1 protein-coding gene is annotated in these 324 nt (G+C 44.1%); it reads left to right on the top strand.

The window, feature by feature from the left end:
* Nucleotides 1-324, top strand: a 324-nt coding sequence (locus tag FTW16_RS22275; protein WP_222433369.1) for an oligogalacturonate-specific porin KdgM family protein, incomplete at both ends; no start/stop codon positions are given.

The following is a 324-nucleotide window of genomic DNA, read 5'->3' as shown; positions in this document are numbered from 1 at the left end:
AAAACACTAGTACTACTGAGTACCAGATCGACGATAATGGTGACATTGTCGGTGTTGAGAAAAACATTGAAAACCAACGTCGCCATCGTCTAACGGCAAACGTTAACTACTCAATGGAAAACTGGCGCTTTGGTTTAGAAGGTAACTACTACAAAGCGGATGGATATGACATCTACGACAACGACGATACCAACTACGAGTTGAACGCAAGTATTCGCCACATGATGGGCCAATGGGCACCATATGTAGAGTTTGGTGATGTGAGTACTTCATCGACTAAAGCGACTCGTGAACTACGTAGCCGTGTTGGTCTAACTTACAGCT

It is taken from the genome of Vibrio sp. T20, assembly GCF_007858795.1.
GTDB lineage: Bacteria > Pseudomonadota > Gammaproteobacteria > Enterobacterales > Vibrionaceae > Vibrio > Vibrio satsumensis.
This window is presented reverse-complemented; position numbering and strand designations above follow the sequence as displayed.